This is a genomic window from Streptomyces nogalater (genome assembly GCF_039532885.1).
Taxonomy (GTDB): domain Bacteria; phylum Actinomycetota; class Actinomycetes; order Streptomycetales; family Streptomycetaceae; genus Streptomyces; species Streptomyces nogalater.
Window position 1 is genome coordinate 166,977 of record NZ_BAAASM010000015.1, and the last position, 13,254, is coordinate 180,230.

Genomic DNA, 13,254 nt, shown 5'->3' on the forward strand with positions numbered 1-13,254 from the left:
CCACGGTCCGGGCGCCGTCGCGTACGCCCCCGGGAGGGTGGCCGGACTCCATCCCTCGTCCGGCTATCGCGTTGGACGTGCCAGGAGACGGATGTGATGATCCGGGACATGTCCGAACACGGGGGAGAAGCCGTCTCGGCGGAGCAAGCTCGCAGGTCACGGCTGTACGACTACATGGACGTGCCCGGGCCCGGCCGGCAAGGGGATGCCGTGGGGGCCGCACGCGGCAAGCGTGAGTTCGAGGCGTTGCTGGGTGAGTTCCGGCGTTCGGCCGTGCTCGTTCCGCTCGATCCGGAGACCGAAAGCCCGCTGGCCGCCGATCTGGGCGGGGTGCGCTGGTTCTACGCGTTCTCGGACGAGGGGGCGTTGGCGCGTTTCGCGGTGACGCGGGGCGAGGGGGCGCGCGAGTGGGCGTATCAGCGGTGGCTGGGGGCGCGGTTGCTGGATGCGGCGGTGCCGGCGGCGGGGGTGCCGTGCGGGGTGGCGTTGGACTGTGCGGACGGTGATGCGGGGATGGTGTTTCCTCCGGTGCGGAGGGTCGTGCCGGACGGGGTGGCGGTGGACGTCGACGGCCGGACGGGGGGCGTGCGGTGACCGGTGGGGGCAAGGACCTGGCGACGCGGGGCCTGGATCTGATCGCGAAGGGTCTGACCGGGGCGCTGGGGGAGTTGAGGGAGCTCGGTATGGCCGGTGAGGCGGGGGCCGGTCGTGGTTTCGGTGATATCGCGTTGTCGGGTCTGGAAGTGGGTCACGAGGGGCTGACCGGCGAGTTCACGTCGTTCTGCGAGCGGTGGGAGTGGGGGGTGCGGGCGCTGGTCGCCGAGGGGAACGCCTTCGCGGAGAAGGCGGGGCTGGCGGCGGGCACGTACTACGAGACGGACCAGTATGTGAAGGGTGCCTTCAAGGTCGCCGTGAACGCGTCCATCGGTAATCCGTACGCCTCCGAGGAGGAGGTGCAGAAGATGGGCTGGGGGGAGATCGCCGCGTCGGGCGGGGGTACGGACTACAGCCAGGAGTCGTTCCGCGAGGCGTGGGCGAACAGCGAGCAGGGCTGGAAGGACGCCGGCCGTGACGCGCTGACCGCGCGCTCCTCGGTTCTGCCGGGCGTGGGACCGGAGGACATGATGGGCGCCTTCGGTGTCTCGCGGGAGCGCTACGACGAGATGCTGGACGAGACCTTCGGCCCGTCCCCCGAGGCCCGCGCCGAGGCGGCCGAGCGGGAGAAGGGTGAGGGCTGATGGGGATCGGGGATGTCACCGACAAGCTCCTCGGCGGCGGGGAGCATCTGGTCGACCGGGGCAAGAAGCTCGTCGGCAAGAGTGTCGACTACACGACGGACAAGATCGGTGACGGTCTGGACTACGTCGGCGCGCACAAGTGGGCCGACGTGGTGGAGGACTGGGGGGACGGAGTCGCCTCCGATCTGGGGGCGACCCCGGGTGAGCAGCGGCTCGGTGAGAGCGAGGAGGCGAACGAGCTCGTCCACGGAAATCCGGCGAAGATCCGGGAGAGCGCGAAGCACCTGCGGGACTTCCACAGCGCGTTCGACAAGGTCGGCCAGGGGCTGAAGAAGGTCGACTCCTCCGGGTGGAGGGGCGAGGGCGGGGACGCGTTCCGGGAGAAGTTCGGCGTGCACCCAGCCAAGTGGGCGCAGGCCGCCCAGGCGTGTGAGACGGCGGCGCAGGCGCTGGAGTCGTACGCCGACACGGTCACCTGGGCCCAGGGACAGGCCAAGGAAGCCGTAAGGCTGTACAAGCAGGGCGTGAAGGCGTCCAAGGAGGCGTTCGAGGCCCACAAGGAGAAGGTCGCCGCCTACAACGCGAAGGCGGAGGCGGGCGAGGATCCCGGCCCCAGGCCCGCCGAGTTCCAGGACCCCGGCAAGGCCGACGTCCAGGCCGCGCAGCACAAGCTCGCCCAGGCCCGCAAGCAGCGCAACACCGCCGCCACCGAAGCCCAGGGCAAGGTCAGGTCGGCCCTCGCCCATGCTCCCGCCGAGCCCCCGCCGCTGGAGCGCATCAAGAACAACCTGTCCGACGGTGCCCTGTCCGCCGGCATCGAACTCACCCACTTCGCCGGGGGCGTCGTCAAGGGCACGGCCGGTCTGGGCACCTTCGTCCGCGGCCTGAACCCCATCGACCCCTACAACCTCAACCACCCGGCCGCGTACATGCAGAACGTCAGCATGACGCTCTCCGGCCTCGTCTCCACCGCCGCCCACCCCGAACGAGCCGCGAGGACCATGTGGGAGGAGTTCCGCAAGGACCCCTCCGAGTCCGGCGGCCGGTTCGTACCCGAACTCTTCGGGACCAAGGGCGCAGGGCTCGGACGCAGTGGTCTGCGGCTCGGACTGAAGAAGGGCGCGGAGGAGGCCGCGGAGCAAGGGGTGCGCAAGGGTGGGCGGAACGCGGTCCAGCAGGGCGCGGAGGACGTCTCCCGGCGCCCGGCCGACAAGGTCTGCAAGAAGGACCCCGTCGATGTCGCCACCGGCAGGATGGTGCTGTCACAGACCGACGTCTCACTCCCCGGCACCCTGCCCCTCGTCGTCAAGCGCCAGTTCGAGTCGTCGTACCGGCTCGGGGGCTGGTTCGGTCCGACCTGGTCCTCCGCGCTCGACCAGCGCCTGGAGATCGACGCGGAAGGGGTCGTCTTCGTCGGCGAGGACGGGGTGACCCTCGCCTACCCCCATCCCGCCCCGGGCGTGCCGACCCTGCCCAGCCACGGCCCGCGCTGGCCGCTGGACCGGGTGGACGACGGCTACACCCTCACCGACCCCGAGTCGGGCCGGGTGCGGCACTTCGCCGACCGCTCCGAGGACCTGGCGGTACTGGAGCAGATCGACGACCGCAACGGCAACTGGATCACCTTCGAGTACGACGCCGAGGACACCCCGCTGGCGATCGCCTCCTCGGCCGGTCACCGGCTGCTGCTGTCGACCGCGGACGGCAGAATCACCGCGCTGCACCTGACGGGCGGGGCAGCCGACGGCACCGACCAGGAGCTCCTCCGCTACGGCTACACCGACGGTCACCTCACCGAGGTCGTCAACTCCTCCGGCCACCCCACCGTCTTCGGCTACGACGACCAGGGCCGCCTCACCTCCTGGACAGACACCAACGACAGCCACTTCACCTACGTCTACGACGACCAGGACCGCTGCACCCACCAGTCCGGCGCCGCAGGCCACCTGGCCTCCACCTTCACCTACTCGCCGGTGGACCCCGACACCGGCGAACACACCACGACCATCACCGACTCACACGGTCACACCACCCACTACCTGATCAACCACCGCTGCCAGGTGATCGCCGAGACGGACGCACTCGGCGCGACCACCCACTACACCCGCGACCGCTACAACCGCCTGCTGTCCACGACGGACCCGCTGGGCCACACCACGGCGTTCGAGTACGACGAGACGGGCAACCTCACCCGGGTGCTCCGCCCGGACGGCCGCGAAACGAGAGCCGAGTACAACGCCCTCGGCCTGCCGGTGAAGGTGGTGAACGCGGACGGCACGGTGATCCGCCAGACCTACGACACCCGGGGCAACCGCACCTCCGTGACGGATCCGGCGGGCCAGACGACCCGCTTCACCTACACGGAAGCCGGCCACCTGACCTCGGTCACGGACCCCTTGGGCCACACGACGACGGTCGTCTGCGACCGCGCAGGCCTCCCGGTACGGCTGACGGACCCACTGGGCGCCACCACCCGCTACGAACGCAACGCCCTCGGCCTGCCGACGACCATCACGGACCCACTCGGTGGTGTCTCCCGTCTGGAGTGGTCGCCCGAAGGCCGGCTGACCCGCCGCACGGCCCCCGACGGCACCACGGAAACCTGGACGTACGACGGCGAGGGCAACTGCACCACCCACACCGATCCCCTCGGCGGCGTCACCCGCTTCGAGTACACCCACTTCGACCTGCTGACGGCCCGCACCGGCCCCGACGGCGTCCGCTACGAATTCACCCACGACACCGAACTGCGCCTGACCAAGGTCACCAACCCGCAGGGCCTGAGCTGGACGTACGAGTACGACCCAGCAGGCCACCTGGCCCGGGAAACGGACTTCGACAACCGCACCCTGGCCTACGAATACGACGCGGCAGGCCGTTTGGTCGCACGGAGGAACGCCCGCGGCGAGGAGACGACGTTCGCCCGTAACGCGCTCGGCCAGGTACTCCGCAAGACCACGCCGAACGGAACCACGACCTACGCCTACGACCTCACCGACCAACTCGCCCAGGCAATCGGCCCCGACGGCACCACCCTGACCCTCCTGCGCGACCGCCACGGCCGCCTGCGCTCGGACACCGTGAACGACCGCGCGGTGACGTACACGTACGACGCCCTGGGCCGCCGCACAGGCCGCACGACACCGACAGGAGCGGTCACCACCTGGTCCTACGACGAGGCGGGCCGCCGCACAAGCATGGTTTTGTCTGGGCGGTCGATCGACTTCACCTATGACGAGGCCGGGCATGAACTGAGGCGCCTGATCGGCGGCACGATCACCCTGGAACATGCCTTCGACCCGCTGGGCCGCCTGACGACCCAGTCGGTGACCGGCGCACAGGGCCAGAGGGTCCAGCACCGGTCGTACACGTACCGGGCCGACGGCAACGTGACCGCCGTCCAGGACCACCTGTCGGGCCTGCGCCGCTTCGACCTGGACGCCACCGGCCGCGTGACGGCGGTCCACGCGGCAGGCTGGACGGAGCGTTATGCCTACGACGAGGCAGGCAACCAAACCGAGGCGTCTTGGCCGGCGACCCACCCGGGAGCGGAGTCGGCCGGCCCCCGCACCTACACCGGCACCCGCATCACCCGGGCCGGCAACGTCCGCTACGAACACGACGCCCTCGGCCGCATCACCCTGCGCCAGAAGACCCGCCTGTCCCGCAAACCCGACACCTGGCACTACGAATGGGACGCGGAGGACCGCCTGACCTCGGTGGTGACACCGGACGGCACCCGCTGGCGCTACACCTACGACCCCCTGGGCCGCCGCACGGCCAAACTCCGCCTGGCCGCAGACGGCGAAACGGTCGTGGAACGGGTGGACTTCACCTGGGACGGCACGACACTCTGCGAACAAACGACAAGGTCTGAGGCTTTCCCCCACCCGATCACTCTGACCTGGGACCACCAGGGCCTACACCCTCTCGCCCAAACGGAACGCATCACCGCAGCGGAAGCCCCCCAGCAGGAAATCGACTCCCGCTTCTTCGCCATCGTCACCGACTTGGTAGGCACCCCAACCGAACTGCTGGACGAACAGGGCCAAATCGCCTGGCACACCCGAAGCACCCTGTGGGGCACAACGGCGTGGTCAACAAACAGCACGACCTACACCCCCCTACGCTTCCCAGGCCAGTACTACGACCCCGAAACAGGCCTCCACTACAACTACTTCCGCCACTACGACCCCGAAACGGCCCGATACTTAGCATCCGACCCCCTCGGCCTCACCCCCGCACCCAACTCCGCGACATATGTCGACAATCCCCACACCTGGGCCGACCCCCTGGGGCTCTCTCCCTGTCCTCCAGAACAGAAGGTTGTCCAGACCCGCGAGGTCGTCGCCCCAAAGCCCCTTAAACCGCACCAGGTGTTGGATGAGTGGGAGAATTTCCTGGGCGAGGGGCCTTATACGAACATACATCCGCGCACTGGATTACCGGATCCGGATCGCCTCGTCTCCGCCGACGGCCGGCGCAGCATTCGACTTGGTTCGCACGAGATGAACAGCAAACCCACCAAGTTCCACTTCCACATGGAAACCTGGACTTTCGAATCACCCACCAACACATGGATCGTGGACAACACCATGGTTCGAGTACCACTAGGACTGAAGTAGTGCGCATTGAGATTATGGACCTATTGCCAGGCAGGGAGACCGGGAAAGGTCCCGTGGTCGCCTTCAGGGGCACGTCAGGGCAGGCGTGGGGCCAGTGGTGCGGATCCGAAACTCCGCAGGTGGGTGCTCTTGCGGATGTCGAGTTCGATGTCCCAGAAGAGATCACCCAGTGGACTACCGCAGACGGGCCGACCATGATGACATCGGATTTTCCGACTTCACCAGTACGGATCAGAGGTATTGTGGCCTCTGTAGCCGAGGACTCCGTGGTGGCTCTCCGAGTCGATACCGACATTGTACTTGTGGAATTCACGGGCTCAATGAACTCCGCTCAGCCCCACCAGGCCGAAGAGCCGAGACTCGGCGACTGCATCGAATTCACGACTCCTCGGATTGATCTCCACCCCTACTCGGTCTGACGCGAAACAGCGCCACAGGAAACGGCGGCTGGCCGGTATGACGATGACTTGCTCTCGGCGGTGCTGACCCGACCGGAATCGGTTTGGAGGAACGCACCACAACTGGCGCGCCATCTCGATGGGACGGTGCACATGCTCACTGACCTGTCACCGCACATTCAGGAGGTGGATGACTTTCGCACCAATTTGTCGGACGTGCTGGGAGACCCCGACTCGCGCGTCGTCGGAGCAGAGAAGGAAGCGAGTACTGGATCTTGAGGAGGAGTTCCGGTCACCTCGGTGACATGTGCGGCTCGCTCGACCCGGGCATCCGGCTGGCCGGGGTTCACAGGCGCCCCGCCTCCCTGCCGAAAGACAGTTCGCAGGCGGAGGCTCACCAGTACCCTGGGCTCGCCACAGCTGGGAAGAGGAGCGGAAGGGTTTCATGTCGTTCGGGCCGCCCCCTGCGGGGTTTCCTCCTGTGTCAGCCCCCGCCTGGACTCCCCCGTCCGAGATCGAGCAGGTCCTGTACGAAGCCAAGGGGCGGGGGGACTGGGCCGCGTACTTCGGGGCGCTTGCTCAGGCGCGGTTGTTCTTCGAGATAGAGAAGGCCGGGGCGGATGCCACGCCCAGGGCGACGTACGCCGTGTTCGGGTATGACCCGCGTGTCGCCGGCGGGCGGATCTGGGCCGTGTACACCGAGGGCATGCTGCCCGCCCCGGAGCCCCACCGGGTCTTCGACTGGAACCGTCTGGAGTGGTTCGCCAAGGTCTGGCAGCCGACCGACCCGCCGATGATCGTCGTCAATCCCGGAAGCCCCTGCGAGGCCTTCCTGCCCTCCGCTCCGCCTCATTCCGCGGCTTGGGCGCAGTACGGGGAACAAGCCCCGCCGCGGGACCAGTCGATGCGGCTCCGCACCCTCCGTGTCGGCGCCCCCCTGCACGGCCCGGTAGCCCACGGACTCGCCTGCGGTGCCCTCCTGTGCGTCAACAACGGTTCCTTCTGGAACGGCATGGCCTGGCACGGCACCGGCTATCCGGACGAGCGGAAACGGCTGAACGAATGGTGGGGCATCACCACCCGCGAGCAGTGGCAGTACTACCTCCGCGACCTCCTCGCCTGCGAACAGCACAGTTCCGTCTGGGACTTCGCCCTCGGCCTGCGCCGCACCATCGCCCGCGACTTCGGCGGACACGTCGACGTCGGCTACTGGCGCCAGGCCGCCGCCAACGTCATCCGCGCGAGGTCCGAGGGCTCGGTCGTGGTCGGTGAGGACGGGGTCACCAAGACCGAACCCCGGCCCGCGTCCGAGGTCGAGGCCCACATCGAAGGCGTACAACGGCTCATCGGACGCATCACCCGCTACGAGGCCCGGATGCGCGCCGACGGTGTGCTCGACGGCAACCAGTACGTCTCCTCCGTCGACGCCTGGGATCTCGGCCGCGCCTCGAAGATGGCCCGGTGGGGGCTGGGCGCCCGCCTCGGCACGCTCAAGGAGGCCGAGGCCGCCGTCCTCCAGGCCGGCCGGGCCGCCGCCCTGTCCTACAAGTCCTGGCAGGACTTCTCCGCCGGTTACATCCTCGGCCGCTGCCTCCACTTCGACGACGAGGAGTTCGGCGACTGGTACCAGAACATGGTCGAGGCCCATCGCATCCTGATGTCCGAGCCCGGCAGTCCCTGGCTCACCCTTCCGTTCCGCTGACGGTCACCCGCTCAGCAGGGGGGCAGCTCGCACCACACGTACTTCCCCCGGTCCCCGAACCTCGCCGACGGCTGCCACCCCCAGTACTCCGCGCACGCCACGACCAGCCCCAGGCCACGCCCCTCCTCCGCCTCCACCGACCGTCCCAACGGCACCGGCGGCTCGGGGGGCTCCGGGTCCGTGTCCCACGCCCCGATCCACACCAGCCCCTCCGCCGACCCCCGCACCCGCATCGCCGCGGGGCCCTTGGTGTGCCGCACCGCGTTCGACACCAACTCCGTCGCCAGCAGCTCCGCCGTGTCCGCGAGCGCCGTCAACTCGTGCATCGCCAGGATCACCCGCAGGGTGCGGCGGCATACGGTCACGGCTCTGAGGTCGTTGGGGATGTAGAGCGTGTAGTCCCAGGTCTCGTTTTCGGGCATGCCTCATCAACTCCAGGAGGAGGGAAGATCGCGTCCGGTGGCTTTGCCGCAGGCGTCCCGACAGGGCGGAGCGGTGCACTTCCGGGGCGTGTTCGTCGCATCACAGACAGTAGGGCCACAATTTGGGACGTTGCAAGTGGCTGCCGTAATCTGCCCCCGAACGAGGCACCGCTTCAGGGAGGAAGGCATGCCGCGCAGACAGCAGCCCACCGCACGGCAGGAGCGTCTCGGCGCCGAACTGCGGAAGCTGCGTGAGGCGGCGGGGCTGAAAGGCCGTGAGGCTGCCGCGTTGCTCGGGACGGACTCGGCGCAGATGAGTCAGATCGAGGCCGGGACCGCCGGAGTGAGCGCGGAGCGGGTACGGCGGCTGGCGGCGCAGTACTCGTGTGCGGACGCGGAGCTGATCGAGGCCCTGGTCGCGATGGCCACGGACAGGACGCACGGCTGGTGGGAGGAGTACCGGGGCCTGCTACCGACACCGTTCATGGACCTGCCCGAACTGGAGCACCACGCCAGCTACCGCTGGGACGTGGAGTTCCTGCACATCCCGGGTCTTCTGCAGACGCCGGAATACGCCCGCGCTCTCTTCGCCTACGTCAACCCGGAGTTCCCGGAGAGCGAAGTGGAACGCTGGGTGGAGCACCGCATGAAGCGAAGGGTCATCATCGAGCGTGCGGATCCGGTTCCCTACGAGGCGCTGATCCACGAAGCGGCGCTGCGTATCAGAGTGGGTGACCTCAGCGATGCGAAGGCGCAGCTCACCCGCGTGCTTGAACTCTCCGAGGCCGATCACGTCACCGTGCGCGTCATCCCGTTCGACCTGGACGGCTTCGGCGGAGCCGGCAGCGCCATGGTGTACGCGGGCGGCCCGGTGCCCAAGTTGGACACCGTCGTCCGTGACGGTCCAGGCGGCCCTGTCTTCATCGATGCCGAAGCTCAGCTCAGCCGCTATCGCAGGCTTTTTCGTAGGGTGGAGGCGGTGTCACTCGAACCCGCCCGGTCGCGTGACTTCATCCACAGGCTGGCGAAGGAGCTGTGAGCATGCTGACCCCTGGCACCTGGCAGAAGTCGTCGTTCTCCGGAGGCGGCCAGGGAGATGCCTGCGTCGAAGTCGCCCACACCCACCCCCACATATCCATCCGCGACTCCAAAGCCCCCACCCGAGCCACCCTCACCTTCCCCGCCACCGCCTTCGTCCCCTTCATCGAGGCGCTGAAAGCCTGCCGCCCCGCGGAGTGAAGAGTCCCGGCCGGTTTCCGTCGGCCACCCGGCCATGTACTTGACCTGTGCATGACCGGCCCCCACCATGAGCGCCAACCCGCACAGTGAGACCACAGCGGACCCACAGGGCCCCACGAACGGCCCCGGCGGGTTCGCATTCGTACGTCGCACGGGAACACCCACTCCAACCCCCACGAGGAGCGTTCATGCGACTTCGCAGACGGACCGCCGCGCTCGGTGCGCTGCTGGCCCTCGCGCTCGCCGCGCCGGTCTCGGCCGGGCTCGACCAGGCCGGCGCCGACAGCGTGCGCAGGGTCCCAGCGGCCGACGACGGCATTCGGCAGTACGAGATTCATCAGCGCACCAACCCCGTGACCCGTACGGCCATCCAGTCCGCCGGTGTCACCGTGGACGAGGCCGACGAGGAGAGCGTCGTCGTCTCCGGACGGGTGGAGCAGGTCGAGAAGCTGCGCCGGATGGGGTACGACGTCCAGCCCCTGGGGGCCGCTCCGCAGCGCGGGCAGGCCCGGCTCTACGACTTCCCCAGCACCGACGCGAAGTACCACAACTACGCCGAGGCCAACGCCGAGATCGACCAGCGGCTCGCCGCCTACCCGGGCATCATGAACAAGCGGGTGATCGGGAAGTCGTACCAGGGCCGGGACATCGTCGCCATCAAGGTCAGCGACAACGTCGGCACCGACGAGAACGAGCCCGAGGTGCTGTTCACCGCGCACCAGCACGCCCGGGAGCACCTGACCGTGGAGATGGCCCTCTATCTGCTGCGCGAACTCGGCGCGGGATACGGGACCGACTCCCGGATCACCGGCCTCGTCAACAGCCGTGAGATCTGGATCGTGCCCGATCTGAACCCGGACGGCGGCGAGTACGACATCGCCAGCGGGTCGTACCGGTCGTGGCGGAAGAACCGGCAGCCCAACTCCGGCTCCACGAACGTGGGGACGGACCTGAACCGGAACTGGAACTACAAGTGGGGGTGCTGCGGCGGGTCGTCCGGGTCCACGTCCTCCGAGACCTACCGCGGGTCCGCCGCCGAGTCCGCGCCCGAGGTGAAGGTCGTCGCCGACTTCGTGCGTGGCCGGGTCGTCGGCGGCAAGCAGCAGATCACCGCCGGCATCGACTTCCACACCTACAGCGAACTGGTGCTGTGGCCGTTCGGGTACACCTACGCGGACACCGCCACCGGGATGACCGCCGACGACGCCGCCGCGTTCCAGGCCGTCGGGCGCAAGATGGCCGCCAGCAACGGATACACCGCCGAGCAGTCCAGCGATCTGTACATCACGGACGGGACGATCGACGACTATCTGTGGGGTACGCAGAAGATCTTCAGCTACACCTTCGAGATGTACCCGGCCTCGTCCTCCGGGGGCGGGTTCTACCCGCCCGACGAAGTCATCGAGCGGGAGACCTCCCGGAACAAGGACGCCGTGTTGCAGCTGCTGGAGAACGCCGACTGCATGTACCGGTCGATCGGCAAGGCCGCCCAGTACTGCTCCTAGCGGTTACGTCTCCTCGAAGTAGGCGTCGAGCACCGCGTCCAGCTGCTCGTCCCACTCCTTGAAGCGCGCCCTGGCCGTCGCCTCGATCTCGATCGGGAACCAGCGGCGGTCGGGGGTGTGCACGGTGACGGTGTACCGCTTGCCGAAGCGGGGCGTCTCCGTCTCCACCGCCGCGATCTCGTCCCAGCGGAATTCGCAGGCCTCCTCGTCCAGGCTCAGGCGTACGCCCCTGCGGTCGGCCACGATCCGCGCCCGGCGGTCCGCCGCCTCGAAGACCGGACCGTCGTCGTCCCCGGACTCCGGTGCGTCCGCGAGGACCTCCTCGGGCGGTTCCGCGATCGCTTCCCCGGCGGTTTCCCCGGAGGCTTCCTCGGTGACCTCCGGCCCCGACGACTGCGACGACCCCGACGGCTCCTTGGACACCGGGCCCGCCTGATGCGGCGTCGGGCCCGTGATTCCCGGGACGAAGGCCGGGTCGAAACCGGCGCCCAACACCGGCTCGGCCTTCAACGGCTCGGCCTTCGACGGCTCCGCGGCCCCGGTCGGCTTGCTGCTCGATCCTATGCGCTGCTCCACGGCCGCAGTATGGACGACTTCCCTGTGCCGTAACCAGTCAGCTCACGAACACGTCCTGGATCCGGTCAGCTCACGAACACCCCGGCCACCGCCGCCACCGCGAACCCCGCCAGCGACAGCACCGACTCCAGCACCGTCCAGCTGCGCAGGGTGTCCCGTTCGCTGATGCCGAAGTACTTGGCCACCATCCAGAAGCCGCCGTCGTTGACGTGCGAGGCGAAGATGGAGCCCGCCGAGATGGCCATGATGACGAGCGCGGCGAACGCCTGCGAGTGCCCGCCCTCCGCCAGCAGCGGGGCCACGATGCCCGCCGTCGTCACGATCGCCACCGTCGCCGAGCCCTGGGCCACCCGCAGCACGAGCGCGATCAGGTACGACAGGACGATCACCGGCAGGCCGACGCCGTGGAAGGTGTCCGACAGGGCCTGGGCGACGCCGCCGGCCTTCAGTACGGCGCCGAAGACCCCGCCCGCGCCCACGACCAGCAGGATGTTGCCGACCGGCTTCAGGGAGGCGGTCGACACCGTCTCCAGCGACTTGCGCGACCAGCCGCGGCGGATGCCCAGGAGGTAGTAGGCGAGGAACAGGGCGAGGGTGAGGGCGACGAAGGGGTTGCCGAAGAACTCCAGGACCGAACGGGCCGGGGAGGGGTCCAGGGCGATCGAGGAGAACGTGGCCGCCAGGATCAGCAGCAGCGGTGTGCCGATGATGGCCAGGACCGTGGCCAGGGGCACCGGGGTCTGTCGCGGTGTCACGCCCTGCGCGCGCTGCTCGGCCGCCACCGCCCGCTTCGCCTCCTCGGCCGCCTCCACCATGTCCTGCGGTACGGCGACGAAGATCCGCTTTCCGGCCCAGGCGGCGTACGCCCAGGCGGCCAGTACGGCGGGCAGTCCGCAGACGATGCCCATGAGCACGACCCAGCCGAGCTGGACGTGCAGCAGTCCGGCGGCGGCGACCGGGCCGGGGTGCGGCGGCAGGAAGGCGTGGGTCATGGACAGGCCGGCGAGCAGCGGGAGGCAGTAGAGCAGCACCGACTTGCCGGATCGTTTCGCCGCCGCGTAGACGATCGGGGCCAGGACGAAGATGCCCACGTCGAAGAAGACGGGGATGCCGAACAGCAGGCCGGTCAGGCCCATGGCGAGAGGGGCGCGCTTCTCGCCGAAGAGGGCCAGCAGCCGGGCGGCCAGCACTTCGGCTCCGCCGCTGACTTCGAGGATCGCGCCGAGCATCGTGCCGAGGCCGATGATGACGGCGACGTGGCCGAGGATGCCGCCCATGCCGGACTCGATGGTGGAGACGGCGTCGGAGCGCTGGACGGTGCCGAAGAGTTCGGTGACCGAGAGGCCGGCCAGCAGGCCGACGGCTATGGAGACGGCCAGGAGGGCCACGAAGGGCTGGAGCCGGACCTTGATGATCAGGAAGAGCAGGAGGGCCATGCCCAGGGCGGCGACCGTGAGCAGTCCGGGCGTGCCGTCGACGAGGAGGAGCAGGCCTCCGGTGTGGGGTGGCGCGGTGGGGGCGGGCGCGGCGAGCGGAAGGGACATACGGG

The 13,254-nt window shown here is 68.8% G+C and carries 10 protein-coding genes; 7 read left to right on the forward strand and 3 right to left on the reverse strand.

Translation table 11 applies throughout. The features are described from left to right. Positions 1 to 96: 96 nt before the first annotated feature. The 4 genes from ABD350_RS14470 to ABD350_RS14485 all read left to right on the forward strand — a co-directional run bounded on the left by ABD350_RS14470 (position 97) and on the right by ABD350_RS14485 (position 7,963). On the forward strand, positions 97 to 594 hold the full coding sequence (locus ABD350_RS14470; RefSeq protein WP_344348432.1) for a hypothetical protein: 498 nt from the start codon (positions 97 to 99) through the stop codon (positions 592 to 594). Further along, a complete protein-coding gene (locus tag ABD350_RS14475) occupies positions 591 to 1,238 on the forward strand; it encodes a hypothetical protein (protein WP_344348433.1) in 648 nt (215 codons plus the stop codon). The genes ABD350_RS14470 and ABD350_RS14475 overlap by 4 nt, the downstream gene beginning before the upstream one ends. Further along, positions 1,238 to 5,863, forward strand: a complete 4,626-nt coding sequence (locus tag ABD350_RS14480) for a putative T7SS-secreted protein (protein WP_344348434.1) — start codon at positions 1,238 to 1,240, stop codon at positions 5,861 to 5,863. Before ABD350_RS14475 ends, ABD350_RS14480 begins: the two co-directional genes overlap by 1 nt. An 843-nt stretch (positions 5,864 to 6,706) precedes the next feature. After that, positions 6,707 to 7,963, forward strand: coding sequence for a DUF1266 domain-containing protein (locus tag ABD350_RS14485; RefSeq protein ID WP_382467015.1), 1,257 nt, complete (start codon positions 6,707 to 6,709; stop codon positions 7,961 to 7,963). An 11-nt stretch (positions 7,964 to 7,974) separates the two neighbouring features. Here the strand turns inward: ABD350_RS14485 and ABD350_RS14490 are convergent, their stop codons facing one another. Further along, positions 7,975 to 8,385, reverse strand: a complete 411-nt coding sequence (locus ABD350_RS14490; RefSeq protein WP_344348436.1) for an ATP-binding protein — start codon at positions 8,383 to 8,385, stop codon at positions 7,975 to 7,977. A gap of 187 nt (positions 8,386 to 8,572) precedes the next feature. Here ABD350_RS14490 and ABD350_RS14495 point away from each other — a divergent pair, with 187 nt between their 5' ends. From ABD350_RS14495 to ABD350_RS14505, 3 genes are all read left to right on the forward strand, one after another. After that, the gene (locus ABD350_RS14495; RefSeq protein WP_344348437.1) at positions 8,573 to 9,424 is read left to right on the forward strand and encodes a helix-turn-helix domain-containing protein; all 852 of its coding nucleotides are present in this window, start codon (positions 8,573 to 8,575) and stop codon (positions 9,422 to 9,424) included. A gap of 2 nt (positions 9,425 to 9,426) precedes the next feature. After that, positions 9,427 to 9,624, forward strand: coding sequence for a DUF397 domain-containing protein (locus ABD350_RS14500; RefSeq protein WP_344348438.1), 198 nt, complete (start codon positions 9,427 to 9,429; stop codon positions 9,622 to 9,624). A gap of 188 nt (positions 9,625 to 9,812) precedes the next feature. Further along, on the forward strand, positions 9,813 to 11,129 hold the full coding sequence (locus ABD350_RS14505; RefSeq protein WP_344348439.1) for a M14 family metallopeptidase: 1,317 nt from the start codon (positions 9,813 to 9,815) through the stop codon (positions 11,127 to 11,129). A 3-nt stretch (positions 11,130 to 11,132) separates the two neighbouring features. On the opposite strand, the gene ABD350_RS14510 is transcribed toward ABD350_RS14505, so the two are convergent. Both ABD350_RS14510 and ABD350_RS14515 read right to left on the reverse strand, forming a co-directional pair. After that, a complete protein-coding gene (locus ABD350_RS14510) occupies positions 11,133 to 11,705 on the reverse strand; it encodes a hypothetical protein (RefSeq protein WP_344348440.1) in 573 nt (190 codons plus the stop codon). Positions 11,706 to 11,770: 65 nt separating this feature from the next. Then, entirely contained in the window at positions 11,771 to 13,249 is a 1,479-nt protein-coding gene (locus ABD350_RS14515) for a GntP family permease (protein ID WP_344348441.1), read from the reverse strand. Positions 13,250 to 13,254: the final 5 nt, after the last annotated feature.

Excerpts from the sequence above, each read along its gene's own strand:
- ABD350_RS14495 (WP_344348437.1), top strand. The coding sequence starts at position 8,573 with ATGCCGCGCAGACAGCAGCCCACCGCACGGCAGGAGCGTCTCGGCGCC.
- ABD350_RS14470 (WP_344348432.1), top strand. The coding sequence starts at position 97 with ATGATCCGGGACATGTCCGAACACGGGGGAGAAGCCGTCTCGGCGGAG.
- ABD350_RS14500 (WP_344348438.1), top strand. The coding sequence starts at position 9,427 with ATGCTGACCCCTGGCACCTGGCAGAAGTCGTCGTTCTCCGGAGGCGGC.
- ABD350_RS14515 (WP_344348441.1), bottom strand. The coding sequence starts at position 13,249 with ATGTCCCTTCCGCTCGCCGCGCCCGCCCCCACCGCGCCACCCCACACC.
- ABD350_RS14490 (WP_344348436.1), bottom strand. The coding sequence starts at position 8,385 with ATGCCCGAAAACGAGACCTGGGACTACACGCTCTACATCCCCAACGAC.
- ABD350_RS14505 (WP_344348439.1), top strand. The coding sequence starts at position 9,813 with ATGCGACTTCGCAGACGGACCGCCGCGCTCGGTGCGCTGCTGGCCCTC.
- ABD350_RS14485 (WP_382467015.1), top strand. The coding sequence starts at position 6,707 with ATGTCGTTCGGGCCGCCCCCTGCGGGGTTTCCTCCTGTGTCAGCCCCC.
- ABD350_RS14480 (WP_344348434.1), top strand. The coding sequence starts at position 1,238 with ATGGGGATCGGGGATGTCACCGACAAGCTCCTCGGCGGCGGGGAGCAT.